Genomic DNA, 24,871 nt, shown 5'->3' with positions numbered 1-24,871 from the left:
TTAATTTTTGCTGATCAGTTTCATTACTTCCAAAGCTACTTTTAAGGCCTCAGTACCATCTTCCAGAGATACCTCAACATTTTTATTTTCGGTAATGGCTTCTGCAAAAGAGTTAAGCTCATCCAAAATGGCATTATTAGCTTGGATATTCGGATATTCAAACAAGATCTGATTCTTTTCTCCATCTGCATTTTCAATAATCATATCAAATGGAGTAGGATTCTCCGGAGCATCTTTCATACGGATCACTTCTGCCTTTTTTTCTAGGAAATCTACTGAAATATAGGCGTCTTTCTGGAAAAAACGGCTTTTTCTCATAGCTTTCATTGAAATTCTGGACGTTGTAAGATTCGCAACGCATCCGTTTTCAAATTCTATTCTGGCATTCGCAATATCCGGAGTTTTGCTTACCACACAAACACCGCTTGCATGAATGTTTTTTACTTTGGATTTCACAATGCTCAATAAAATATCCAGATCGTGGATCATTAAATCCAGCACTACAGAAACATCTGTTCCACGTGGATTGAATTCCGCCAGTCTGTGAATTTCAATAAACATCGGGTCATTGATGTATTCTTTAGTGGCAATGAAGGCCGGATTATATCTTTCAACATGTCCAACCTGTGCTTTAATACTATTTTCCCTGCATTTGTAAAGAATTTCTTCTGCTTGCTGAAGGGTCTGCGTAACCGGTTTTTCAATGAAAAAATGAAGGCCTTTTTCAATCGCTTTCAAGGCATAATCGTAGTGATAAACAGTTGGAGTTACAATATCCAACATATCAATCTGATCCAAAAGATCATCAAAGTTTTCAAAATAAGGGTATCCGAATTCGGCTTCTAATTTTTTTCCATTTTCTACATCTTTATCATGAAAACCTACCAGTTCATATTGATCTGACTGGCTTAAGAGTCTTAAATGTATTTTTCCCAGATGTCCGGCTCCTACCAAACCTGCTTTCAACATAGCTTTTTTAATTTTTGTAAAGATAATAATTTTAGGTATTCAGAAACAGATGATAGGTTTTAGGTTGATCATTATAGATTGTTTTGTTACTTTTGTACAAACTAGCACCTGTTACCTAATAACTACTATCCAATGATGCATGATTCGTTTGTACATAAAGGGAAAAGAAAAAAATTAGTGGATTATCTCCGACAGAAAATCGGGATTTCTGATGAACATGTACTTGCCGCCATGAATGAAGTTCCAAGACATCTTTTCATCGAAAGCATTTTTGAAGATTATGCCTATGAAGACCGGGCTTTTCCTATTTTGGCACATCAGACGATCTCCCATCCTTCCACAGTAGCAGAACAGTCTGAGCTTTTACAGGTAAAAGCTGGAGAGAAGATCCTGGAGATCGGGACGGGCTGCGGATACCAGACTGCTGTTTTATTGGCCATGAAAGGATTGGTGTATACTGTCGAAAGACAAAAAGACCTTTTTGATTTTTCTAAGAAAAAATTCAGAGAACTCCACCTTTATCCAAAATTTCAGAGTTTTGGGGATGGTTTTGCCGGATTGCCTACTTTTGCTCCATTTGATAAAATCATTGTGACTTGCGGGGCATCGGTTTTGCCTACGGAATTATTGAAGCAGCTGAAAGTGGGAGGGAAAATGGTGATTCCATTGGGACCAACAGATGAACAGGTTTTGTATCGGTTTACAAAAATTTCTCCTACAGAATTTGAAAAAGAAGAATTTGGCGCCTATAAATTCGTTCCCATGCTGAATAATACCAATCTGTAGATCTGCGTTTCCATTTCGGAATGAAAATTGAAGTATATTCATTCCCAATCACTTAAATCTTTTATTATGGATACGAACAGATTTAAAGCATCACACGATTTTAGTAATCTTCAGAAAAATCTGCACAATAATCCGGGATATAGTGTGGAGAGCTATTCTCAGCAGGTGAAAGATTACATTAACGATATGAAGAGTAAGAATCAGGAAGCAACCAAACAGGGATTTATGACACAGGCGAAAAAATCTGCTAAAGATGTCTGGGAAGAAATCCAGGAGTTGGCTTCCGAAGCCTGGGAAAAGACTAAGGACTATGAAGATGAGTAGTAGTTTTTAATATTAAAGTTAGTAAGAAGCCTCACTTTTTAATGAAAGTGAGGCTTTTTATTTGGAATTATTTTTGTTCTTATAAAGTAACCTTAAAAAATAATAGTATGATACCAGAAGACAATATTAATGAGCAAAACAGGAAGTTAGAACAGATGGATTACGACCCTGAAGAAGATCTTTTTAACCAGGAAGAGCATATCCCGTTGGATGGTGACGGAAATCCGATCCTGAATGAAGATTCGGATGAAGATAAAATAGATAAAGGCCTCGATATTCCGGGAATTGAAGATGACGATGAAATGGAAGAGCTGGGAGCAGAGGATGAAGAAAATAATTACTGGAGTCTGAGTGATAATGACGATGATCATGAAGAAGAAAATACAGATGTAATTGATTAACCTTACTGATTCAGTAAGGTTTTTTATTTCGGATTTATGAATGTTCATAAGCCTTTGCAAGAATTTATAAAATAGTTTTAGGTGGAAAATTGATCTCAATCATATATTAATAAATGTTTATGATTGTATATTTCACAATTAAATGATATGATTTATGATTTTTATTTGTAATTTTATTGTGATATATAACAGATTAATTTTTTTGGTATGAAGAGATCTTTACAAATTTTATTCTTGTTTATATGGGGTGTTGCTTTTTCACAGACACCTACAAACGTTAAAGTAAAAGATGCGGTGGGTAATGAGAGCTTTAACGTAACCTGTACCAATGACCTGGATGCGAACGGCTGCATACAGCTTCATGTGGAATATCCCGTATTGAATGCAACAACAGGTTACCAGGTCAATCCGGAAGCCTATAATCCGGTTATTCCTTTCAATCAAGGGACACCTCTGAATGCCAATTATGATGATCTGTTTGCCACGAAGCTGGATCTTCCCTTTAAGTTTTGTTTTTATAATCAGTACTTTGAAGCGCTTGTGGTAGGTTCCAACGGAATGGTCACTTTTGATCTCAGCCAACTTGGGAATATCAATTACCCGAATGTTCAATGGCCCAATCCAAGTACGGGTCTTCCTAAAAACTCTATTTTCGGTGCGTATCATGACATGGTATTTTCTTCCGCAGATCAGTCGGAGATTTATTATTCTGTTATAGGAACGGCCCCTTTCAGGAAGTTTGTGATCAATTTCTACGAAGGAAGAATAACGGGATGTACAGATCGTTCTTCTTCTCAGATCGTATTGCACGAAACAACGAATGTTATTGAAGTTTTTATCGATAAAAAACCACTTCCATGTCCTACCCGGAAATTTGCAAATGCTTTGATTGGTGTTATTAATAATGACGGAACAGCCGGAGTTTCTCCCGCCACCAGGAATACAGGCGTTTGGCAGGCTGCGCAGGAAGGATGGAGATTTAATCCACAGGGAAATGTGATCCAGCCGGAAGTGACCTGGACGAATTCGGCCGGACAAACGGTAAGTACAGGAATTCAGACGACCATCTGCCCAACACAAAACGAAGTGTATACTGCGAATGTTGCTTTTAATATTTGTGGAAACAGCCAGCTTATTTTAACAGATGATTTTCCGTTAACCTTTGATGCAACTTATCCTGCTGCAAAGAATCATACGCAGGATTTTTGTGGAAATGCCCCGTTGAATATCAATCTTAACAGTTTGCAGCAGAATGTGACTTCGCAAAACCCGGCTAATTTTACTTTCAGTTTTCATACCTCTCTGCAAGATGCTCAGAATGGACAAAATGCAATATCAACGTCCTATACTTTAAGTGCGAATACCGTTTTATATGTCAGAATTCAGAATCCTAATGTACCCACATGTTTCAGAGTGGCAGTTTTAACACTTAATTTTCTGACTAAAAATTTATTGAAAGATACCATACTGCTTTGTGATACTAATAATGATGGAGTAGAGCCGGCTTATGATCTTAGTTTGCTTAATAATGAACTTTTTGCACCTGGGACTACGGGAATTTCTTATCATCTTAGCCAGACAGCAGCTCAGAACAATACGAATGCTGTTTTAACGGCAGATATTACCACCAATACTAATATTTGGGTAAGGGTTCAGGATGCTTCCTGCACTTATGTATTAGGACCTGTACATTTTCAGTTCAAGCCGGGAGTTAATATCAATTCACCTATAACGTTCCCTTATACAATGTGTGATATCAATGCGGATAATAATGAAGCTTTCGATTTTGCACTGAATATAGGACCACTGGTTTCTACACAACCCGGAGCCACTTTTACGGCTTATGAAACGTATGCGGATGCTTTTGCCGGAACCGGAATTCCTTTAACTTCCATCAAGGAAGGGCAATATCCGGTATTTATTAGAGTGCAGATTCCAAACGGATGTTTTGCCGTTGCACAGGTGAATATGAATGTTACTTTCACTAAAATTATTGTCAGCGAAAAGAATGAATATATCTGCTTTAACGGAACCGACGATATTTCGATTAACCTGAATACATTATCAACGAATATGCTGGTTGCCCCTTCATCCGTACCTGTTATAGAATTTTATGCTGATTTCAGCAGTGCCATGTTGGGGAATAACCCGATCAGTCCTAATCAAACCATTACCAATAACGGAAATTTTGTGACACAAACTTATTATGTCCGTTTTGAACAGTCGGATACGTGTTTCACGGTTAGAGCCATCAACGTGAATCTGGTACATCCGGTTATTGTTCAGTCCAGTTTTGTGATTTGTGATGTTAATAACAATAATACAGAAAATGTCTCTCTTGCTCAATTTTCAGCCGGAATAATAGGCACACAGAATGCAACTACACTATTTTATGCCACCCTGGCTGATGCGCAAAGCGGCAACAACCCCATTACCAGTGTTACAGTTGCAGGAAGTCTTCAGGTGTTTGTAAAAATCACCTCATACAATTGTGTGGAAATATATCCTTTTAATTTAAGCCTGGTCGCTACTCCTGCAGTAAATTCACCTGTCAATATTTCTTTGCTGAATATTTGTGATAATAATAATGACGGGACGGAAACGTATGACCTCACTCAAGCTCAGGCACAAATTTATAATGGATCAAGTCCTGTTACTTTCACGTATTACACTTCTTATGATCCTGCCACACAAACTTTCTCTAATGAAATTACAAATCCGGGACAGTTTGCGATTCAGCCGGGAAATATTACAGTATATGTTAAAGTGAAATTTAATAGCAGTGAATGTTTTTCAGCTGCACAATTAAATCTTAACGTAAGCTTTTTACCTCCTGTGGTTCTGCACAATGCAGTGTTAGACAGATGTGATGAGGATTTCAATCTGAGTGAAACCTTCCCGCTGAATGATGCCATTCCGCAGTTATTCATTGCATCACAGAATACACAGCCGCTTTCGGATATGACGATATCTTATTATAATACTGCTGCTGAAGCGAATGCCGGAAATCCGGCCACTCAAATAGGGACAAGTGTCACAACGAACATTTCCATGGTGGAAGTTTGGGCGAGATTCCAGTCTCAGACTACGGGATGTTATTCCATAGCTTCCATTCAGTTAAATACCTATTTCCCTCCGAAAGCGATCAATTCAAGTATTACGATATGTGATGATAATTTAGATGGAGTTTATGAGGTCAACTTAATGAGTTATACCAATCAAATGGTAGATCTTCCGAATCCGAATAATGTATTTACTTTTTATCTTACACAAACAGATGCTCAAAACGGAACTAATCCGATTCCTAATCCGCAAAATTTCACAGCACAGCCTTTCCCAACCCAAATTTGGGTGAAAGTACAGAATTTGCCTGGATGTGATGATATTGCAAGCATTAGCTTTGTTATCGGAACTAAAGTGGTGGTTCAGAACGGAGGTCCTTTCCAGCTTAATAACGTCTGTGACACAGGGAATGATGGAATAGAAAACGTGAATTTAACACAGTTCCAGTCACAAATATATACCGGAACGAATGTTACATTCACCTATTATCCTACATTGGCTGATCTCAATGCGAATACGAATGCCATTAGTACTCCGGCTAACTATCAGTTCAATCAGAATACAGGACCGAATATTATTTACGTAAAAGTCAGTGTTCCGGGATATTGTCCGGAAGTGGTGGAGATTCATTTGTCTCTTAAGCCAACTCCGATTTTTGATATTCCGACCCAATTCTTCTGTCCGGACAGCTCTTTAAGTTATACTGCTCAAATTGCCAATTACAATATCGTAAGCTATGTCTGGAGCGATCCTTCCGGGCAGGTGATTTCTACAACAGATAGCATTTCCAATATTACCGTACTGGGAACTTATAGTCTGACTGTAACTGCAGATAACGGCTGTTCTTATACCGATACTTTTGAAGTGAAACATTTTGACGTTCCGGTCATTCAAAGCCTGGAAGCTAATGGAAACAGTATTACGGTTCATGCAACGGGTACAAAACCTATCCTGTATTCAATAAATGGTACAACGTGGCAATCCGGCAATGTTTTCCACAATTTACCTACAGGAGTTACCACGTTCTATGTGAAATACGTGGAAGGGGAGTGTATCATTAAGCAGGACGGCGTTATCCTCGATATTAAAAATGCCATCACCCCTAACGGAGACGGAATCAATGATCATTGGATTGTGAAAGATCTTCACGTATTCGGAAGTAAGAGATCCAATGTAAAAATATATGACCGTTACGGATTTAAAGTTTTTGAACAGGATTCCAATACACAATTTATTTGGGATGGAACAATAGCAGGAAGAACGGTTCCTACATCCAGTTATTGGTACGTGATCACATTGCCGGATGGAAGAGTGTTCAACGGTTGGGTTGTCGTAAAAAGTAATAATTAATATATCATATAACCATAACTTTCTCAATTTAGAACATAGAATCAATCCATCCGACCTTACTGAGCTTTCAGTAAGGTTTTTTTATTTTTGGAAGACCATTCTGTTTTGAAAGAAAAACATTTCCCTCCAAAGGAGGGGTGGCAAAATTGAAAATTTTGACGGGGTGGTAAAAAAAGAAAACACAAATGACAGAAATTCTAACCCAAATCAACGGAGTTCCTATCCACAAGAACTTCGTAAAAGATCTTCCATATAATCCGAACTTAAAAATATTATTAAAAGATAAACGTAAAGCCGGAATCCTTAGTGAAGTTATATTCTGGAAACAGGTTCGAGCAAAAACATTCCATGATATTGATTTCGACAGGCAGAGAATCATTGGGAATTATATTGTGGATTTTTATGTGAAAACGTTGGGACTTGTTATTGAAATTGACGGCCCAAGCCATGATATGAAACAGGAATATGACGACATCCGGCAGAATTATTTGGAATCATTGGGACTGGTTATTTTCAGGATTACTGATTTTGATGTGAGAAATAATCTTTCTGTAGTGATGAAGGAGCTGGAAGATTTTATTGTGTGGAAGTATGGAACCACCCCGTCTTCAAAAATTTAGTGATTTTTGAATCCACCCCTCCGGAGGAGGGGAATTTTTACCGTTTAGTTGCATTATATTTTCTAATTTGAATATCTTTAAAACTTCAAACTTTTGAATAAAAATCGTTGAACTTTGAATAACAATATGACTTTCCAGGAACAGATACAACAAGGGATACCCGATCAATTACCACAGCCCAAACCTTATGAATCCAATATCAATCATGCCCCGAAGCGTAAAGAGATTTTAGGAGAAGAAGAAAAAAAACTGGCATTAAAGAATGCATTGCGTTACTTCGATCCGAAATTTCATGCGGAATTATTGCCTGAATTCAGGCAGGAATTGGAAGATTACGGAAGAATCTATATGTATCGTTTCCGTCCGGATTATGAAATGAAGGCAAGACCTATCACGGATTATCCGGGGAAATCTGAGCAGGCAAAAGCGATTATGCTGATGATCCAGAATAACCTGGATTATGCAGTGGCCCAGCATCCGCATGAGCTGATTACTTACGGAGGAAATGGGGCTGTATTTTCCAACTGGGCGCAATACCTTCTGACGATGAAGTATTTGTCTGAAATGACGGATGAGCAGACTTTAGTAATGTATTCCGGGCATCCGATGGGATTGTTCCCGTCTCATAAAGATGCTCCGAGAGTGGTGGTAACCAATGGAATGATGATCCCGAATTATTCAAAACCGGATGATTGGGAAAAGTTTAATGCTTTAGGGGTAACGCAGTACGGACAAATGACAGCAGGAAGTTATATGTATATCGGGCCACAGGGAATTGTTCATGGAACTACGATCACTGCTTTGAATGCTTTCAGAAAAATCAACAAAGAACCGAAAGGCGGTCTCTTTGTGACTTCCGGACTAGGAGGAATGAGTGGGGCTCAGCCGAAAGCAGGAAATATTGCAGGCTGTGTAACGGTTTGTGCAGAAGTGAATCCGAAGATCACCAAAATCCGTCACGATCAGAAGTGGGTGAATGAAATTTATGAAGATCTTGATCAGTTGGTGGAAAGAGTAAGAACTGCTCAAGAAAATAAAGAAACCGTTTCTTTGGCTTATTTAGGAAATGTAGTTGAGGTTTGGGAGAAATTTGATCAGGAGGATTTAAGAATTGATATTGGTTCAGACCAGACTTCACTTCATAACCCTTGGGCAGGAGGATATTATCCTGTAGGCCAAAGCTTTGAAGAGTCTAATAAAATGATGGCAGAAGATCCGGAATTATTCAAGGAAAAAGTTCAGGAAAGCTTACGAAGACATGCCGCAGCTATCAATAAACACACGGAAAAAGGAACCTACTTCTTCGATTACGGAAATGCTTTCTTACTGGAAGCTTCCAGAGCCGGAGCAGATGTAATGGCGGAAAATCCTACATTAGGAAGAGAATTTAAATATCCAAGCTATGTTCAGGATATTATGGGACCTATGTGTTTTGATTATGGTTTCGGGCCATTCCGTTGGGTTTGTACAAGCGGAAAACCGGAAGATCTACAGAAAACGGATGATATTGCGTGTGCTGTTTTAGAAGAAATTCAGCAGAATTCCCCTGAAGAGATCCAGCAGCAGATGAAAGATAATATCCAATGGATTAAAGGGGCGCAGGAAAACAAATTGGTCGTAGGCTCCCAGGCGAGAATCCTTTACGCAGATGCGGAAGGAAGAATGAAAATTGCAGAAGCTTTCAACAAAGCCATCAAGAATGGTGACATCGGCCCTGTAGTATTAGGAAGAGACCATCATGATGTTTCGGGAACGGATTCGCCGTACAGGGAAACTTCCAATATTTATGACGGTTCCAGATTTACAGCAGATATGGCGATCCATAATGTGATTGGTGACAGCTTCCGTGGGGCAACCTGGGTTTCCATCCATAATGGAGGTGGAGTTGGTTGGGGAGAAGTGATCAATGGTGGTTTTGGAATGTTATTGGATGGAAGTGATGATGCAGACAGAAGACTGAAATCTATGCTTTTCTGGGATGTCAACAACGGAATCTCCAGAAGAAGCTGGGCAAGAAATGAAGGCGCTATTTTCGCCATTAAAAGAGCCATGGAAGTGGAACCGAAGCTGAAAGTGACACTGCCGAATTTTGTGGATGAGAATATATTTTAATTATCTTGGATTCTAAAAATAAATACAGAGTAATATCCTCTTTTAATCTTACAAATTATGGAATAATTGTACAGATTTCAGATGTCGAATCTGGATTTAAAAAAGGAATGGTCTTAAAGTCTGTATCTACTGGACTTTATTGGGAAGTTAAAGCAAGAATTATTCACTCTTCAGAAGAGAAAAGATTTGATGGCGAAACTGAAATATTTAGCCATATTAACTTCAGGGAAATCAATGATATAAAAAAACAAAAAGGACTGTATGAAAATGCTTTCGAGTATAACATAATATCAATAGGTCATAATAATAAACCAAACCCTGACGATTTTTTGGTTTTCCATGTCACGGTTGCCATTCGCACTATTTATAAAATTATTGATATCTATGATGATTATTTGTTGTTAGATACCGAAAACGGAAATACCGGACTTTTACATAAAAGATATGTTTCTAAAAATGCTCAAATTGGAGATTATGTAAGACATAGCGAACATCGATTCCATGATTTGGTAGACGAATTTGGAAATTTTGTTTATAGGAATTCATAAATTGTATAAAACCTGCTGTAAAGCAGGTTTTATGGTTTATCTAAGCGATTCATTATTTTGTCTCGTCAGGAATGTATTCTAAAATATCTCCAGGTTGGCAGTCTAATGCTTTACAGATGGCTTCTAAAGTACTGAAACGAACGGCTTTTGCTTTTCCTGTCTTTAAAATAGAAAGGTTAGATAATGTCAGATCGACTCTTTCGGAAAGCTCATTCAGAGAGATTTTTCGTTTGGCCATCATCACGTCTAGGTTTACAATAATTGGCATAGCTTAAATAGTTAGGTCGTTTTCAGATTTCATATCCACGGCATTTTGCAAGATTTTTCAAATATGGCAGCAGCGGTGGCAACTACAACAGATGCAAAGCAAGCCACAAAACAAATAGCAGTAAATCCTGCTGGATCATCATCCTTATGATGAGTCATATTAACATATATTCCCGCAATCACAATTAAAATACCTGTTACTATAGCGCAATACTTTATATTCTTTAAAGCCTTAACAGAGGGTAGTGAGAACACTTTATTCTGCCCGACATATCCAAGCAATCTGAAAGCGTTATACAATGCCACAAAAAAGGCAATTGACGATAAATATCCATACAAAATAAGCGGATCAGCGTAAATGCTGAATAGATCTAAATCTTTAGCTCTTCCCTCAGTTAAAGGAAAGCGGATCAAAACAGCAAGTGCTACAATACCAATCAACACAATGACTGCCTGAAGAAACACAATTGAAATTTTTTTCATGACAATATTTATTTTTATGGCGCTAAATTAATAAATATTTATTGATAAACAATAAAAATATATTGCTTATAGTGAATTTTTGATGTATTCCTTATTAAATGGTGAACATTGGGAAGAAAAAAACAAAATATAGCACTAAAAACAATATTTTTGAATATTATAGAATACAAGCATTCTCTATGAAAAAATTAGGGATCATAGGTTTTGGCTGGTTAGGAAATCATATGGCGGAAAGATTATCACACCAGTACGAAATTTTTGTCACTACAACTACTCAGTCTAAAGCTGAAGATTTAGCTTCTAAAGGATATCATGCAACGTTGGTAGACTTTGCTGATGATCGTTCTGAGGAAATAACAGGGTGGGAAGTGGCATCACAGTTGGATGCCATCATTATTACCGTTCCGTTTTCAGGAATCAGGGGAATGCAGGTTTCCATGAAAAACAGGCAGAAAAACTTGTTGAAGTTCCTTGGAGATTATAAAGGTCAGCTGTTTTTGATGAGTTCTACCGGAGTGTATCCGCAAGCAGAAAAAGAATTTACCGAAGTCGATCTTTCTGCTGACAGGGTGGAAAGTGAAAGTTTCATTACCCATCAATTTCCTCAGGCTAATATTCTGAGACTGGCAGGATTAATGGGAGGAACGAGATTATTAAAGAATTACAATATTTCCAATCTGGATCAGCTGGTGAACCATGTTCATTATGCGGATATCTGCTCGGTGGTTGAAAAAATGCTGGAAAAACAGTCGCAGTCCAAAGTCTATAATGTGGTAGCGCCCATTCATCCTAACAAGGAGGAAGTGATCTGCGCACAGAAAGATCTGCCTTATTTGGGAGTGCGGACAGAGAAAGGAAGACTCATTTCTCCAGCTAAATTAATTTCAGAGCTGGGTTTTGAGTTTCAGTATCCGGATCCGAGGTATTTTCATCTTTAAAGACTTCTGAATAATGTAATTGAATTTTGTTTGTTTTTCTTAAGAAAAATAATGACAACATTAGTGGTAAGGAATGACTGGCTTTCGTATGATCAGCAAAATTGTTGGTTTTTTTATTTCAAATAGAGCAAATCTATCAATCCGTTATTCTCAAAATCATTTTTATCCTCTACCTTTATTCAACAATTACACTAACATTAAAAAAATATGGATTCAGTCAATACAGTATTTCCTGAAATTTTTAAAAGCGAAAACGCAATCCCGGAAGAATATAAGGTTCCCGAAATTCATCAAAGAACATATCTCCTCAATGGAGAATTGGTAGAGTGGAAAGGAGAAGTACAAAACATCTATTCACCCGTTTGCATTCCTACGGAAAACGGTTTAGAAAGGAAACTGCTGGGAAGCATTCCGAATATCGGTCCGGAGGAAGCCCTGGAAGTTCTTGATGCCTGCGTTAAAGCTTATGATAACGGATTGGGAGAATGGCCCACCATGTCTGTGGAAGGACGAATCAGATGTATGCAGAAATTTGTGTACCTGATGATCCAGCAACGGGATCTTATCATTAAATTACTAATGTGGGAAATCGGAAAAACATTGGCGGATTCTACCAAAGAATTTGACCGTACCGTAGATTACATCAACCAGACCATTGATGCCTTAAAAGACCTGGACAGAGAGTCATCACGTTTTCAACAGGCAGAAGGAACTATTGCCCAGATAAGAAGGGCACCGCTTGGAGTGGTTTTAAGTATGGGACCGTTCAATTATCCTCTGAATGAAATTTTCACCACCCTTATTCCGGCATTGATTATGGGGAATACCATTTTATTCAAGCTTCCGAAACATGGGGTCCTGGCTCATTATCCTTTATTGAATGCCTTTAAGGAAGCATTTCCGAAGGGAACCGTGAATACTTTGTACGGTAAAGGTTCGGAAATCATTACCCCGATCATGGAAAGCGGAAAGGTGAATGTATTGGCCTTCATCGGATCAAGTAAAGTTGCCAACGGATTGAAAAAACTGCATCCAAAGGTAAATAGGTTAAGAGCAATTTTAAGCTTAGATGCCAAAAATGCAGCGATCGTCACTAAAAACGCTAATCTTGATGTTGCGGTAAGCGAATGTATTCTGGGATCATTATCCTTCAACGGACAACGTTGTACTGCCCTTAAGCTGATCTTTGTACAAAAAGACGTTGCTGCGGAATTCACTGAAAAATTAACAGCAGCTGTTTCAGCTTTAAAACCCGGATTACCTTGGGAAAAAGATGTGAAAGTAACACCTCTTCCCGAAATGAATAAGCCCGGCTATCTGAAAGAATGTATTGATGATGCTGTGGCAAAAGGAGCAAAGGTTCTCAATGAAAATGGTGGCTATACAGAGGAATCTTTTGTTTTTCCGGCAGTGGTGTATCCTGTGAACAATGAAATGAAGCTTTATCATGAAGAACAGTTTGGTCCTGTGATTCCGGTGGTGCCTTTTGATACGATTGAGGAACCTATCGATTATCAGGTGAATGCTTCGCATGGAATGCAGGTAAGCATCTTCAGTGAAGATCCGCAGGAGGTAGCGGAACTGATTGATCCGTTCGTGAATCTGGTAAGCCGTGTGAATATCAATTGTCAGGCACAAAGAGGGCCGGATGTTTTCCCGTTCACCGGAAGAAAAGACAGTGCGGAAGGTACACTTTCCGTGTTTGATGCGCTTCGTTCATTCTCGATCAGATCTTTGGTGGCGGCGAAATTAACGGAATCCAACAAGGAATTATTAAATACAATTGTAAGAGATCATGACTCTAATTTCCTGAGCACCGATTACATATTCTAGGTATTTGAATTTAACATAATATTTAAAATCCTCAATGAAGTGTTTCTTTTATTGAGGATTTTTAGTTTTTAATACTTTATTTGTGTTAAAAAATGTAACATTTGTAAAAAAATGCTACTAACTGTAAAGACTACAAGCCATGTCTTTACAGGAAAAAGAATTCTTGGAGAAAATTGAAAAGCATAAGGGCGTGATTTTCAAGATTTCTAAGATGTATATGGATAATCAGGACGATCAGAATGATCTCTACCAGGAGATCATTTACCAGGCCTGGAAATCATACGCCGATTTCCAAAGGAAGAGCGATTTCTCAACTTGGCTTTACAGAACAGCACTCAACACAGCCATCGTATTTCTCCGAAGCGAAAAAAAACGTAGTTTTATACAAAATCAAAATATAGAAAATATTACGGTTCATCAGGAATCTTATAACGACACAGATGATAAGAATATGAAGATGATGTATGAAGCCATTCAACAACTCAGTCCCATTGATAAAGCACTTATTTTTTTCTTTCTGGAAGACTTTCCGGGTAAGGAAATAGCTCTTCAGCTGGGTATTACGGAAGTGAATGCGAGGGTAAAGCTCAATAGGGCTAAAGCTAAATTAAAAGAAATCGTTGAAAAACAGAGGGCTATTTAAACCAAAACATTAAGGAATGGAACTAGAAAACTTTAAAGAACTCTGGAATAAGGACAACAGGCAGTCCCCTCCTGAAGTATCGCTGGAAAAGCAGAATGAAATTCATTCACCGCTACAGATGCTTAAAATCAATATGGAAACCGAATTTTGGCTGATGGTTATTACATTGCCCATGCTCCTCATTGGTTCCCCGTTTTCAATAAATGACGTGAATATCAGGACAATATCGATATGTGTTACAATTCTGACACTTGCTCTTATTGTTTATTTTTATTCGAGGTTTCTCAAACTGTATAAGATGCTCAAAAAAAGCAGTATCAATACCAATTATGATTTATTTAACCTCAGAACACAGCTTCTAATATCGAAAGAAATTTATATTTCCTATTACATTTCCTATATTCCGCTCGCTTTATTACTGTCATTGATACAGATCAATTTCCACTTTGATATGGAATATAACCTTGCCATATTTGGTTTCAGCTTCCTAATCACCCTCTTTCTTATCTATGTTATTATCAAATACTGGATCCATTATATGTATGGGAAATATATTAAGGAAGTGGTGCTTTTGGTAGATGAATTGAACGGAATAGAAGTAAAACCCGGAATTACCACCAAAAAAACATGGTTTGAGAGGTCTCAAAAATTTTTTATGACGAAATATGGAATTAAAGGAAATGTTCTGAATACCATTTTGTGGTTTATATCTGTTTACATCCTCATTATTGTCTTTTTAACAGCTGTTTTTAGCATTATCATTATTGCAGGGATTAAATTGCATTTCATTGATGCGAAGTCACTTCTGAATGCGTTGAACAAACTTAATTAGACATTAAAAAAAAATACAATTTATATGTAACATTTTTGATTTTTTCCTACTAACTGTGAGAAATTAAGTCCAGCATAGGTAACTATTACGGAAATACTATTTCTAATTTCTAAAGATAGTAGTTGAATAAATTAAAAAAAAACACAAACATCATGATGACCGATAGGAAATTTCCTGTCGGTTTTTTGTTTTAGCAAAAAAAGAATGAGATAACTGTAACAAATTTATTTTTTTTCTACTAACTGTCGAGAATAAATCAAAATATTATGAAGAAAAGCATTACTATTGTTAAAACATTATCATTTGTTTTTGCTGTTGGCCTTGCTCCGTTATCTGTATTGCAGGCACAGGATAAGAACAGAACAGAAATTGCTGTTAAAGATCTGCCTAAGATTTCTTTTAATTCTTTTGTAGGAAGCTTCCATGCTAACTTTAGCGGGAGAGATGTATCTGCTGATTTTTTATCTGCTCATTTAGGAGAATGGCTGGGAACGAGCAGTGATCATACGTATACATTCGTAAAGGCTTCAACGGATGAATTGGGAATAAAACATTCTACGTATCAGCATTTCTATAAAGGGATAAAAGTAGCTGATGAGGTGATTTTACTTCATGAAAAAGAAGGTAAACTTACTTTTGTGAATGGGGAATTAAGCAGTAATATTAATCTGACGATCAAACAACCTCTTACCAGAACAGAAGCGGAAAGTATCGTTAATGCTGACATGAAAGCACAAAATATTACTTTCGATGAATTTGATCAGGTAATTACTAAAGTTATTACAGGAAGAGAAGTAAGCCTGCACTTGACAAGCCAAATCAATGCGCTTTCATTAAAAGCATTGAAAAGCTATATGTATTATATTGATAATACCACAAAACAAGTTGTAAAGAAATTAGAAAAGATTCATCATCATAATATTCCTGTAAGTACAGTAGGACCTTTAGTTGATGCATCCTCTACAAGTGCAACTTATTATAAAGGAAATCAACAAATTACCGTTGATTCATACAACGGAAGCTATCGTTTAAAAGATAATGCAAGAAATATCCACACCATGAACGGAACTGGTTGGGACGGTAATGGAACGCCTGGAGGAGGCTTAACGGGGACTATCACCGAATATACCAACGCTACGGCTAACTTTACGGCAACGGAAACTAAACCAGCTGTTGAAGTGCACTGGGCTATGAAGATGGCTTATGATTATTATGTAAACAGACATAACAGAAATTCTTATGATAACGGTGGATCTATTATCAGGAATTACTATAATATTAATTTTGCTGGTTCAGGACAGCCAGAAAACGGAGTAAATGCTGCTGCAATTGATACGCAAGGTGTTGTGGCAATGGTATATGGAAATGGAAAATATCAAGGTCAGGCAGGATTTTTCAATCCATTTGTGGCATTAGATGTGGCGGGACACGAATATTCTCACCTGATGGTAAGCAGAACGGCTAATTTGGCCTATCAGGGAGAATCCGGTGCATTGAATGAATCATTTGCAGATATATTCGGAGCGTCTATAGAATTTTATTCCAATATTAATCCGAACTGGACCATTGGAGAAGGAATCCCTAATCCTGCTTTAGGGTTTACCTATTTAAGAAGCATGTCGAATCCTAATTCAGGACCTGCAGCATTGGGTTCACAACAACCGGATACTTACCAGGGAACCTATTGGGCGAATACGGCTGGTCCCTATACACAGAATAATGATTTTGGAGGAGTGCATACGAACAGCGGGGTAGGAAATTACTGGTTTTATCTGCTTTCTGTGGGAGGTTCGGGAACCAATGATCTTGGGAATGCTTTTAGCGTAACAGGGATTACTATTCAAAAGGCAGAAAAAATTGCCTATAGAACTTTAGCGAATTACCTTACGGCAAACAGCCAATTTGTAGATGCTTATAACTTGTCAAAGCAAGCTGTAACAGATCTTTACGGAGCTTCCAGCAATGAGCAGCTTCAGAACGTAAAAGCATGGTATGCTGTTGGATTTGGTAATGGGTTGTTAGCAACTAATGAAGTGGGGAATAAATTGGAGAATCAGTTTAGTATCTATCCTAATCCGGCGAAAGGAGGTGTTTTCACTATAGAAAACACCAAAAATGATGCAGTATTTGAAATATATGATGTTTCAGGAAGATTGGTTAAAAAAGAAGAAAAACTGAATAAAGGGAAAAATAAAATTAATATTGACGGAGTTCAAAAAGGAGTTTACTTATTAAAGATTAGTTCTGAGGGATCTACTGTTTCCAAAAAAATAGTAGTTGAGTAAAATTGAATTGTACCGACATCAATGAAACCGGCAGGAAATTTTCTGCCGGTTTTTTTTATTATTTTTTTGAAAAAATCTGTAACATTTTTTTTGAAGCCCAACTAACTCTATAGAGTAAGCAACCATGACCTCATCAGAACAGGATTTTTTAGAAAAAATAGAAAAGCATAAAGGAATCATTTTCAAGATTTCTAAGATGTATATGCATGAGAAAGACGACCGAGATGATCTCTTCCAGGAGATCAACTATCAGGTCTGGAAGGCATATCCTTCTTTCAGAGGAGAAAGTGAATTTTCCACCTGGTTATACAGGATTGCTCTGAATACGGCTATTATTTTCCTGAAGTCTGAAAAAAAGAGAAGTTTCATTGCCAATGAAGATTTTTCCAATTACAAAATAGTACAGGAGGAATATAACCTTGAAAAAGAAGAAAAACTGTCTGCAATGTATCATGCGATCCATCAGCTGAATCCTATTGATAAAGCTTTTATTTTCTACTATCTGGAAGATTTCTCGGGCAAGCAGATTGCAGAACAGATGGGGATCTCTGAAGGAAATGTAAGGGTGAAAATGAACCGCGCCAAGAATAAACTGAAAGATATCTTACACTCAAATAAATAGTAATTTTTAAAACAGCAACAATGAATATAGATGAACTAAAAAATACATGGAATGAAGATGATGCTCTTGAAGAAACACCAAAAATCAGTATTGAGCAAAGAAATAAGATCCATCTTCCTCTTGAGAAAATGCGTAAAAATATGCGAATGGAAGCTTGGTCAACCATCGGGATTTTTATCTTTGCTTTCGGACTGATCGCTCTATGTGAAGCCCCATTTAAATTTAAATTTTATATTGCCATCCTGGTCGCCTCGATGGTGTTCGTTACCGTATTCTTTTTCAGTAAGTTTTTTAAACTGTATAAAGATATGAGCAATCCGGTCCTGAATACATATGAAGGATTAGTGGAATTATTACATCAGTTCAATTTAAATAAACAGTATTACTTTTCTTTCTATGTGGCTTTCGCTCCCTTTCTGGTTTGTGAGCTGATCATTGTCCTGGAATTTATTCCATACGCGAAACCCCTGACAGATCTGCAGACTGCACTGACCATCATTATAACTCTTCTGGTCGCTTTATTTGGTCTGTTTATCATGGGCAGGTGGTGGTTTGAGAAATTCTACGGAAGATATATTAAACAGGTGGAAAACCTTATAGAACAATTAAAGAAATAAAAAAGATTTCGGCGGGCTGAAAGCCCGCCGAAATCTTTTTTATTGTATACTGTTTCCCTTCTCTCTTCCTATTTCTTTCATCACCCAATCCATTTGAGGATCTTTTTTATCAATAATATCCTGAATGCTCTCAGTTACATTCACATCCGGAATGACTCCTCGCTGTGTATTAGTAAAATTGATATTAGGCTGTACCAAAAGTAACCCGATCGGTAGATCAATTTTGGAATTAGGGAGCTTTTGATAAGAATAGAATCCGGCAACAGTGCCGTCATTGGCACCTCCTGTTTCTTCACCTACAATAATGGCACGTTGATCATTTTTAAGCTTTGACGAAATAATGGAAGATGCTGAAAAGCTGCCACCATTCACCAGGACGAATACCTTCCCGTTAAAAGCATTTTTATCAGGCTTTGTGGATTTGTTTTCCTTCATTTTGTAAAAAACTTTGCCGTCTTTTTTATAGGTACTGAAGGTTTGGGCAAAAACATAAGTAGGATAAGTCAGGCTTTTAAAAGCGTATTGCAGGACATTGCTTTTTCTGAAATAATTGGTCTTAAGGGGAGTCATTTTAGAAGTAACTTCCGAAGGCTTTATCAATACAAAAGGTTCCGGTGCAAGATAGGAATACAGATTATTGATCTCATATAAAGAACCGCCGTAATTATTACGGATGTCTATGATGAGGTAAGAGGCTTTTGCATGTTTAATTTTGGTAAAAGCTTCCTTATAAAACTGGTCAGAATAGCTTCTTGAAAAACTTCTTACTTTTATATAAGCAATACTGCTGTCTTTATCTAAAAATTTGAAATTTCTGTTATAGGAATTATTAAAAGCAATATAATCATTCACTTTTTTCTCAAGAGTTCTTTTCTTTTGTTTTTTATCGACTTCAAGATCATTTTCGGACTTGGTTTCTCTCTTTAAGGTATAAACCTTCTTTACATTATTATAGATCGTTTCAATGGTGGCACTATCGGCAAGTCCCTTTTCTGCGGTATAAAAATTAAAAAAAGTGTCTTTCAGAAAATAGGGCTGAAAAGTGGTATTGAATCCATCACTGCTGATCAGATTTCTGTACTTTTTAAGATAATCTGAAACAGGAATGTTATTAATGGATAATATTTCTGTTCCGGGTGGTATCCCTTGTATAGAATCTTTATTTTCAACAATATACAGATGATCATCCTTAACGTAATATCCGAAACGGCTGAACATCCCTTTTTTATTCCGAAACGATCTGAAATCTTTCTTTTTGAATCTCTTCCTAGGAATTCTGAGCGATAAATGTCCTTCTCTGATGCTTGCAATCACCGGTTGCAAAGTAAAATAAAACTGAAGCGGAGTAAGAGGTCTGTTGATGGTATTTTTTACGCTGTCGAACTTATGATCCAATTCCTCTTTTGAAATATACCAGTATAGTTGCGGATGCATCTTCTGGAGCTTACGATAGGCGTAATCCACATCTTCTTTCAGCTTTTCAGGGGGAATAAGAGAAGTTCTCTGTTCATTGTGTTTCTGAACAGAGCATGAAGTGAGAATCATAAATAATAATATGATCGAATAGCTTTTCAACCTAACTTAAGTTTTTTTTAATCAATCTGCTAAATTAAAGAGTTTTACAGTATGGATTGATGAATTCAACAATAAATTATTCTGAAATCCTTATAATTTTAGTTAAAATAAAGGATCCGGACACTGGGGATTTTCATTTCATTCAAAAAGTCAATACATTTGACGCTTATTTTCAAAGACAAATGATTTATTTACTTATCGTTATAGCTGTTTTTATAGCACTCTATTTTATCATAACCGGACAGCAGGCTTTCGGAGCAGAACCTAAAGGAGAAAGGTTACAGCGTATGAAACAGTCCAAACTGTATAAAGACAAACAGTTTCAGAATTTGAGCCCTACACCATCTATTGCGGAAGGCTATAGTATGCCGAAAGTGATGTATGATTTCTTTTTTGCGAAAAAAAATCCGCTTCTGAAGCCTTTGAAAAACATTCCGTCTGTTCATACAGATTTAAGAAATCTTTCTAAAAGAGAGGAGGTTTTTATTTGGCTGGGCCATTCATCGTATTATATCCAGACTGATGGTCTTTCTTTTTTAATAGATCCTGTGTTGAGCTCTTACGGTTCCCCATTTAAATTTTTCAATAAGGCATTTGCCGGATCTGATATTTTCAAGCCTGAAGATATTCCCAATCTGGATTATCTGATTATTACCCATGATCATTTCGATCATCTTGATTATCCTACGGTAAAAGCAATTAGAAACAGGGTAAATAAGGCAATCTTGCCTTTGGGAGTAGGAGCGCACCTGGAAAGATGGGGGTATACTCCGGATCAGCTTATTGAAGAAGAATGGGGTACATCCATCGATTTAAAAAACGACAGTACAATTATCTATACTCCTGCAAGACACTTTTCAGGAAGAAAAGTAAAGAGGAATAATACTCTTTGGACCTCTTATGTTTTGGAAACGCCGACTAAAAAAATATTTCTGGGTGGTGACAGCGGATACGATACCCATTTTAAAATGATCGGTGAAACGTATGGACCATTTGATTTTGCGATCATTGAAAACGGGCAATACAATGAAGCCTGGAAATATATTCATGCATTGCCGGAAGATGTGATACAGGCCAGTATAGATGTGAATGCCAAAAACATTATTCCGGTTCATTCATCAAAATTTGCTTTAGCACTGCACGCATGGAATGAGCCTTTGAAAAAGGTAACCGAACTTGGAAAGGGAAAAAATCTCAATATACTGACCCCAATGATCGGTGAAATTGTTGATTTAAACAAGGCAGATAACCATTTTACAACGTGGTGGGAAGATTAGGCATGCCAGATGTCTTTGTATCTTGCCGGATGGTTTTCAAACTGCTGTCTTACAAAATCGCATTCCGGGTCAACCAATAAGTCTTTTTCTTCAGCATATCGTACAAGTTCATCCAAAAGCATTTTGGCATATCCTTTCCCTTCATGTTCCGGATCAAGCTTGGTGTAATACACAATTAAAAGCCTTCCGTCAATCTCTATGGACATATAGCCTGCTTTTTTCTCATCAATTAATATCTGCAATTCATCTTGATATGGAGATATTTTAAATTTTATATTTTCCATAAGTATTGAGATTGGGTTGATTATAACTTTACTTTAAAATTACGAATTAAAAATTATAAATTGATCATTCTCCATTAAATATTGAATAATCTGTAATCGTAATAAATAATTAAATCACTTTCGTAACAAGGATTTTATCAATCCTGTTGCCATCTTTATCCACAATTTCCATCAGCAGGTTTCCGATTTTTATCCGGTCGCCGGTTTGGGGAATATTCCCGAATTCATGAATGAAAAACCCGGAAATACTGATAAAATTCCGCTCCGTTTCAGCATCTATTTCCAGTTTAAAGTGCTTTTTAAAAGTATGAATAGGGCATTTGCCGTCAACAAGCCATGAGTTTTCGTTACGCTTGATGATTTCAGGCTCTTCATCAGATCCATCCGGAATATTTCCAACAAGATCATCAAGAATGTCATTTAACGTTATAATTCCTTTTGTAGTGCCATATTCATCAATCACAACGGCAATGTGGGATTTATTATTCTGGAAGCTTTCCATTAAAGGATAAATGAAGGAATTTTCACTTACGAATACGGCTTTTCTCAGATGTCCCCGTAAATCGAAATGTTCATGATCCAGATCAAACAAATCTTTCATTTTTACAATTCCGATGATGTTATCAAGATTATTACCATCTGTGACAGGATAAGTGGAATAAGGGCTGTTTTTGATTTTTTCCTTTACGGTTTCATAGCTGTCATCTGCATCGAGAGCAATGATATGGGAACGGTAAGTGGCTAAAGAATTAACTCTTCTGTCTCCCAGCTCAAAAGCGTTCTTTAAAACATCGTGTTCCTTTTCTTCAATAATTCCGCCTTCTTTCCCTTCTTTGATGATAGATTTTATTTCTTCTTCGGTTACCAGCTCTTTTTCATCATTGCTGATACCCATAAGCTTCAAAACTCCTTCATTGGTAATGGTAAGAAGCCAGACAAAAGGAGAGGCCAAAGCCGAGATCCAATACATGGGTTTGGCAATGAACATCGCAATTTTCTCAGGAAATTTTAACCCGAGCCTCTTCGGCAACAATTCACCAAAAACAATAGATAAAAATGTGATGATGGCGACAATAAGTACGGAGGCAATACCTTTGGAATATTCTGCCAAGCCTTCAAATTTAGAAATATATTGAGCCAGATCTGCTGTTAATTTATCCCCGGAATAGATTCCCAGTAAAATACCGATCAGTGTAATGCCGATCTGCACAGTTGAAAGGAATTTATTGGGGTTCTCTGAAAGTTCCATAGCTGTTTTAGCATTGGAATTCCCTTTTCTTGTTTCACTTTTCAGCTTGAAATTCCGGGAAGACACCAGGGCCATTTCAGACATGGAGAAAATGCCGTTCAGCAGAATAAGGAGAATGATCACAATAATTTCCATACAGTTTCAGATATCTGGGTGTTTACATAAAAGTAGGAAATATTTTAATCGTATTAAGCCTGTTATAAGGGATTTAACAAAAATTGTGATACATGAAAATAATTTGGCATTTAAATTGTGAGTATCATATCATTGAACAAAAAAAATTACAGAAAATGAAAAAGATTTTATTGACAATGATGCTTTTTGGAACATTTACATTAAGCTTTGCCCAGTCAGATTATTATAATGATTACAGAAGAAGTATTACGGATGTTAACTGGACAAATATTGCTACAGATTTAGTATTAACTGCTATTCAGGTAAGAGAGCTGAATGCTCTTAATAACAGATATTCCGATTATAATTCCTGGCTTAGAGTATATGGTGACAATCCTGACAGATGGAGAACAGACAGATATTATGAAATTGAAAGAATACTGGGACCACAGAAATATATAAAGTTTAAAAACAAATATTATAAAGGACAAAATCCGGTAGCCGTTTACAACCGAAACAAAAATAACAATAAGAAATACAAGCATATGGCGCCAAAAGTAAAAGCTTACAAAGGCGATAAAGGAAACGGCCACAAGCATTAACTAACTATTCAACTATACATTCAATTTTTTTAATGGCTGATCTTCGGATCAGTCATTTTTTATTTTATCAATTGTTATTATTTTTTGTCAGATTACTGTTTGAATTTTATAATTTTGAATCATGGAATCAATAGAAACAATAAGAGGATTTTACGAGCGTAACGGCAAAGAAGGTTTTTCGTGTATCAAAACTCCGGGAATAGGACACTTCAATGTGTTTTCAAGGGAGAATTGTTCATCCGTTACACCTTACAGCAGAAGAGATTATTATAAAATTTCTTTAATCATAGGAAAAGGAAAGCTTCATTATGCGGATAAATGGATCTATGTGGACAAACCTGCATTATTATTTTCCAACCCCGTTGTTCCATATTCCTGGGAAGCGGAGGAAGAAGATCAGAGAGGGTGGTTTTGCCTGTTTACAGACCAGTTTCTGCAAAATGGGAACCGTCTGGGAAATATTCAGGAATCACCGCTTTTCAAAATTGGAGGAACTCCTGTTTTCTTTGTGGATGAGCAACAGCAGCAATCCGTTTCTGAAATATTTATGAAAATGATGACTGAGATTCAGTCCGATTATCTGCATAAATATGATATGTTGCGTGCTTATCTTCATCTCTTGATACACGAAACTATGAAAATGCAACCTGCTGAAAGCTTTGAGCCTTATCAGAACGCTTCGCAACGGGTAGCTTCCTTATTCATGGAACTGTTGGAAAGGCAGTTTCCTATTGACAGCCCGGAAGCATACCTGAAGCTTAAAACGCCTACTGATTATGCGGAAAGTCTTTCCATTCATGTTAATTCTTTAAACCGTTCTGTAAAGGAGATCACAGGAAAAACAACCACACAGCAGATCACGGCAAGGATCATCCGGGAAGCAAATGCCCTTTTGAAACATACAGACTGGAATGTTTCTGAAATTGCCTATGGATTGGGGTTTGAAGAACCTGCGTATTTTACCAATTACTTCAAAAAACAAACAGGATATACTCCGAATGCACTCAGAAGTAACCTTGTTTGAATTTTATAATTCTTAGTTTGAATTCTATATCAAGAACTGATGGTTCTTGTTCT

The 24,871-nt window shown here is 37.0% G+C and carries 23 protein-coding genes; 17 read left to right on the top strand and 6 right to left on the bottom strand.

The genetic code is table 11. From position 1 onward, the window contains the following. Nucleotides 1-969, bottom strand: coding sequence for a Gfo/Idh/MocA family protein (locus EGI05_RS04325; protein ID WP_123261823.1), 969 nt, complete (start codon nucleotides 967-969; stop codon nucleotides 1-3). A 135-nt stretch (nucleotides 970-1,104) separates the two neighbouring features. Here EGI05_RS04325 and EGI05_RS04320 point away from each other — a divergent pair, with 135 nt between their 5' ends. The 7 genes from EGI05_RS04320 to EGI05_RS04290 all read left to right on the top strand — a co-directional run bounded on the left by EGI05_RS04320 (nucleotide 1,105) and on the right by EGI05_RS04290 (nucleotide 10,173). Continuing rightward, nucleotides 1,105-1,755 (top strand): protein-L-isoaspartate(D-aspartate) O-methyltransferase, encoded by a 651-nt coding sequence (locus EGI05_RS04320; protein ID WP_123261822.1) that lies wholly within the window; start codon nucleotides 1,105-1,107, stop codon nucleotides 1,753-1,755. Nucleotides 1,756-1,821: 66 nt separating this feature from the next. Next, nucleotides 1,822-2,079: a prevent-host-death protein gene (locus tag EGI05_RS04315; RefSeq protein ID WP_123261821.1), complete on the top strand. Its 258-nt coding sequence runs from the start codon at nucleotides 1,822-1,824 to the stop codon at nucleotides 2,077-2,079. A gap of 107 nt (nucleotides 2,080-2,186) precedes the next feature. Then, nucleotides 2,187-2,480, top strand: coding sequence for a hypothetical protein (locus tag EGI05_RS04310; RefSeq protein ID WP_123262570.1), 294 nt, complete (start codon nucleotides 2,187-2,189; stop codon nucleotides 2,478-2,480). Between the two features lie 207 nt (nucleotides 2,481-2,687). Further along, on the top strand, nucleotides 2,688-6,893 hold the full coding sequence (locus EGI05_RS04305) for a T9SS type B sorting domain-containing protein (RefSeq protein WP_123261820.1): 4,206 nt from the start codon (nucleotides 2,688-2,690) through the stop codon (nucleotides 6,891-6,893). Between the two features lie 185 nt (nucleotides 6,894-7,078). After that, nucleotides 7,079-7,513, top strand: a complete 435-nt coding sequence (locus EGI05_RS04300) for an endonuclease domain-containing protein (protein WP_123261819.1) — start codon at nucleotides 7,079-7,081, stop codon at nucleotides 7,511-7,513. A 126-nt stretch (nucleotides 7,514-7,639) separates the two neighbouring features. After that, complete coding sequence (locus EGI05_RS04295) at nucleotides 7,640-9,625, top strand: urocanate hydratase (RefSeq protein WP_123261818.1); 1,986 nt, start codon at nucleotides 7,640-7,642, stop codon at nucleotides 9,623-9,625. 5 nt (nucleotides 9,626-9,630) lie between these two features. Then, complete coding sequence (locus tag EGI05_RS04290) at nucleotides 9,631-10,173, top strand: S1 domain-containing protein (protein WP_123261817.1); 543 nt, start codon at nucleotides 9,631-9,633, stop codon at nucleotides 10,171-10,173. A 52-nt stretch (nucleotides 10,174-10,225) separates the two neighbouring features. Here the strand turns inward: EGI05_RS04290 and EGI05_RS04285 are convergent, their stop codons facing one another. Next, the gene (locus EGI05_RS04285; RefSeq protein ID WP_123261816.1) at nucleotides 10,226-10,441 is read right to left on the bottom strand and encodes a helix-turn-helix domain-containing protein; all 216 of its coding nucleotides are present in this window, start codon (nucleotides 10,439-10,441) and stop codon (nucleotides 10,226-10,228) included. 29 nt (nucleotides 10,442-10,470) lie between these two features. Continuing rightward, nucleotides 10,471-10,923 (bottom strand): DUF2975 domain-containing protein, encoded by a 453-nt coding sequence (locus EGI05_RS04280; RefSeq protein ID WP_228428544.1) that lies wholly within the window; start codon nucleotides 10,921-10,923, stop codon nucleotides 10,471-10,473. Nucleotides 10,924-11,102: 179 nt separating this feature from the next. Between EGI05_RS04280 and EGI05_RS04275 the strand changes: the two genes are divergently transcribed. The 7 genes from EGI05_RS04275 (at nucleotide 11,103) to EGI05_RS04245 (ending at nucleotide 18,693) form a co-directional block, all read left to right on the top strand. Continuing rightward, entirely contained in the window at nucleotides 11,103-11,861 is a 759-nt protein-coding gene (locus EGI05_RS04275; RefSeq protein ID WP_123262569.1) for an NAD(P)-binding domain-containing protein, read from the top strand. Between the two features lie 207 nt (nucleotides 11,862-12,068). Next, nucleotides 12,069-13,694: an NADP-dependent glyceraldehyde-3-phosphate dehydrogenase gene (locus EGI05_RS04270; protein WP_123261815.1), complete on the top strand. Its 1,626-nt coding sequence runs from the start codon at nucleotides 12,069-12,071 to the stop codon at nucleotides 13,692-13,694. A gap of 139 nt (nucleotides 13,695-13,833) precedes the next feature. Continuing rightward, nucleotides 13,834-14,337 carry an RNA polymerase sigma factor gene (locus EGI05_RS04265; protein ID WP_123261814.1) on the top strand — a complete coding sequence of 168 codons (504 nt, stop codon included), beginning with the start codon at nucleotides 13,834-13,836 and terminating at the stop codon, nucleotides 14,335-14,337. A gap of 16 nt (nucleotides 14,338-14,353) precedes the next feature. Further along, nucleotides 14,354-15,169 (top strand): hypothetical protein, encoded by an 816-nt coding sequence (locus EGI05_RS04260; protein WP_123261813.1) that lies wholly within the window; start codon nucleotides 14,354-14,356, stop codon nucleotides 15,167-15,169. 266 nt (nucleotides 15,170-15,435) lie between these two features. Beyond that, complete coding sequence (locus EGI05_RS04255) at nucleotides 15,436-17,454, top strand: M4 family metallopeptidase (RefSeq protein WP_123261812.1); 2,019 nt, start codon at nucleotides 15,436-15,438, stop codon at nucleotides 17,452-17,454. A gap of 124 nt (nucleotides 17,455-17,578) precedes the next feature. Next, on the top strand, nucleotides 17,579-18,076 hold the full coding sequence (locus EGI05_RS04250; protein WP_123261811.1) for an RNA polymerase sigma factor: 498 nt from the start codon (nucleotides 17,579-17,581) through the stop codon (nucleotides 18,074-18,076). A 20-nt stretch (nucleotides 18,077-18,096) separates the two neighbouring features. Beyond that, nucleotides 18,097-18,693: a hypothetical protein gene (locus tag EGI05_RS04245; protein WP_123261810.1), complete on the top strand. Its 597-nt coding sequence runs from the start codon at nucleotides 18,097-18,099 to the stop codon at nucleotides 18,691-18,693. Nucleotides 18,694-18,732: 39 nt separating this feature from the next. Here the strand turns inward: EGI05_RS04245 and EGI05_RS04240 are convergent, their stop codons facing one another. Then, nucleotides 18,733-20,268 carry a S41 family peptidase gene (locus EGI05_RS04240; RefSeq protein WP_123261809.1) on the bottom strand — a complete coding sequence of 512 codons (1,536 nt, stop codon included), beginning with the start codon at nucleotides 20,266-20,268 and terminating at the stop codon, nucleotides 18,733-18,735. Nucleotides 20,269-20,450: 182 nt separating this feature from the next. Between EGI05_RS04240 and EGI05_RS04235 the strand changes: the two genes are divergently transcribed. Then, the gene (locus tag EGI05_RS04235) at nucleotides 20,451-21,545 is read left to right on the top strand and encodes an MBL fold metallo-hydrolase (protein ID WP_123262568.1); all 1,095 of its coding nucleotides are present in this window, start codon (nucleotides 20,451-20,453) and stop codon (nucleotides 21,543-21,545) included. On the opposite strand, the gene EGI05_RS04230 is transcribed toward EGI05_RS04235, so the two are convergent. Together EGI05_RS04230 and EGI05_RS04225 are read right to left on the bottom strand one after the other, a co-directional pair. Next, entirely contained in the window at nucleotides 21,542-21,829 is a 288-nt protein-coding gene (locus EGI05_RS04230; RefSeq protein WP_123261808.1) for a GNAT family N-acetyltransferase, read from the bottom strand. The genes EGI05_RS04235 and EGI05_RS04230 overlap by 4 nt on opposite strands. A gap of 109 nt (nucleotides 21,830-21,938) precedes the next feature. Then, nucleotides 21,939-23,213, bottom strand: coding sequence for a hemolysin family protein (locus EGI05_RS04225; protein WP_123261807.1), 1,275 nt, complete (start codon nucleotides 23,211-23,213; stop codon nucleotides 21,939-21,941). 155 nt (nucleotides 23,214-23,368) lie between these two features. Here EGI05_RS04225 and EGI05_RS04220 point away from each other — a divergent pair, with 155 nt between their 5' ends. Both EGI05_RS04220 and EGI05_RS04215 read left to right on the top strand, forming a co-directional pair. Next, nucleotides 23,369-23,794 (top strand): hypothetical protein, encoded by a 426-nt coding sequence (locus tag EGI05_RS04220; protein ID WP_134197369.1) that lies wholly within the window; start codon nucleotides 23,369-23,371, stop codon nucleotides 23,792-23,794. 121 nt (nucleotides 23,795-23,915) lie between these two features. Next, nucleotides 23,916-24,818 (top strand): helix-turn-helix domain-containing protein, encoded by a 903-nt coding sequence (locus EGI05_RS04215; protein ID WP_123261805.1) that lies wholly within the window; start codon nucleotides 23,916-23,918, stop codon nucleotides 24,816-24,818. The last annotated feature ends 53 nt before the right edge of the window (nucleotides 24,819-24,871 follow it).

The sequence above is a fragment of the Chryseobacterium daecheongense genome (genome assembly GCF_003729955.1).
GTDB lineage: Bacteria > Bacteroidota > Bacteroidia > Flavobacteriales > Weeksellaceae > Chryseobacterium > Chryseobacterium daecheongense.
The sequence above is the reverse complement of the archived record's forward strand: the minus strand, read 5'-3'. Positions and strand labels throughout refer to the sequence as shown.